The organism is Aurantimonas sp. A2-1-M11 (assembly GCF_036549475.1).
Taxonomy (GTDB): domain Bacteria; phylum Pseudomonadota; class Alphaproteobacteria; order Rhizobiales; family Rhizobiaceae; genus Aurantimonas.
Window position 1 is genome coordinate 1 of sequence record NZ_JAZHLI010000183.1, and the last position, 1726, is coordinate 1726.

Annotated in this window: 1 protein-coding gene and 1 pseudogene; both read left to right on the plus strand. The window is 65.8% G+C overall.

All coding sequences use genetic code 11. From position 1 onward, the window contains the following. Positions 1-357: pseudogene (locus VQ042_RS25465) on the plus strand (methyl-accepting chemotaxis protein); the annotation flags it as partial. A gap of 203 nt (positions 358-560) precedes the next feature. After that, positions 561-1726, plus strand: a 1166-nt coding sequence (locus tag VQ042_RS25470; RefSeq protein WP_331823031.1) for a cache domain-containing protein, incomplete at its 3' end; no start/stop codon positions are given.

Sequence of the window (1726 nt, forward strand, 5' to 3'; positions counted from 1 at the left end):
AGCGCCATGGCCGAGGTCATCTCGACCATCGCCGCCTCGGCCCGCGAACAGGCGACGAGCCTGCGGGAGGTCTCCGGCGCGGCCGACCAGATGGACAAGGTCACCCAGCAGAATGCCGCGATGGTGGAGGAGGCGACGGCCGCGAGCCAGACGCTGACCAACGAGACCGAGGAACTCACGGCGGCGATGGCGAAATTCCGGACGTCGGCGGGCCCGGCCGGTCGCAGCGCGCCTGTCCTGGCCGCATCGCGTGGCCTGCGCTTGGTGGCCCGCACCAAGAGGCAGATGAAGACGACCGGCCGCGGCGGCCTTGCGCCCGCCGCCCGCCCCGAGACCGAAAGCTGGGCGGAGTTCTGACCGGCTCGTCCGTTCCCACGAAAGGTCATCAGCCAACAGTCGGTCGAGCATCTCGACCGGCTGTTGGCATTGCGCAACCGGCAACGGGATGGTGTCCCGGAGCCGCCGCCGCAGGATTTGGGGCAGAACGGTGACGAGCCTAAGGATGGTTTAACGAGTTTGGGCATAATGTCGCAGGGATTTACTTATCGGGACCTGCCGCCATGAGCCTTACGATCTCCAAGAAACTCACTGCGCTGATCGCCTTGGCGGTTGTAGTCTGCATCACCGTCGTCGGCACGCAGCTGTATTCGTTGCGCCAGGTCGTGCAGGATCAGCGCGAGGACCTGCTCAAGACGCAGATCGATTCAGCCGCCTCCATCGTCGAGCGCTATCGCGCAATGGCCGATGCCGGGCTGATGTCGCAGGACGCCGCCCAGAACCACGCGAAAGGCGTCCTGGCCGGGATGACCTACGGCTCCGGCGACTATTTCTTCGTCACCGACTACGAGGCGGTGATGCTGGTGCATCCCAACCAGTCGCTGGTCGGCAAGAACATGTGGGACAACCGCGACCCGGATGGCTTCCCCCTGTTCCAGCACCTGATCGCGCAGGCACAGGCCGGCGGCGGTATCACCCCGTATCTGTGGCCGCGCCCGGACAGCGAGGCGCCCGTTCCCAAGCTGAGCTATTCGGCTGCCGTTCCCGCATGGCAGTGGGTCATCGGCACGGGCGTTTATGTCGACGACCTCAATCAGATTTTCCTCAGCGAGGCATGGAAGTCGCTGATCCTGTCGCTCGCCCTGCTTGGTGTGCTCGTCGCCTGCGCCATTCCTCTGGCGCGAAGCATCTCACGGCCACTGTGTGCCATGACCGGCACCATGCGCGCCCTTGCGGCCGGCGATACCTCCGTGTCGATCCCGGGAGCAGGCCGGCACGACGAGATCGGCGAGATGGCTGGAGCGGTCGAGGCCTTCAAGCAGGCGGGTATCGAGCGTGACGGATTGTCCGCCGAGGCGGAAGCCGCCCGTGCTGCCAAGGAAGCGGAACTCCTCGAGCAGGAGAAGATCGGCGAAGGCTACGTCAAGGCCCACGAGTTCTTCATGGCCGAGGTCAACGAAGGCTTCCAGCGGCTGGCCGACGGCGATCTGACGGCGCGTCTCGACAAGGAATTCACCCCCGACTACGAGGGCGTGCGGGCGTTGTTCAACGACAGCGTGGCGAAGCTCGAAGTCGCCTTTGCCGGCGTCGTGACCTCCATCACCTCGATCCGCACGGGTCTCGGCGAGATCAACACGGCGTCGAACGACCTGGCCCACCGCACCGAGCAGCAGGCGGCCAGCCTGGAGCAGACCGTCGCGGCGCTGGGCGAAGTGACCCAGGCCGTCAA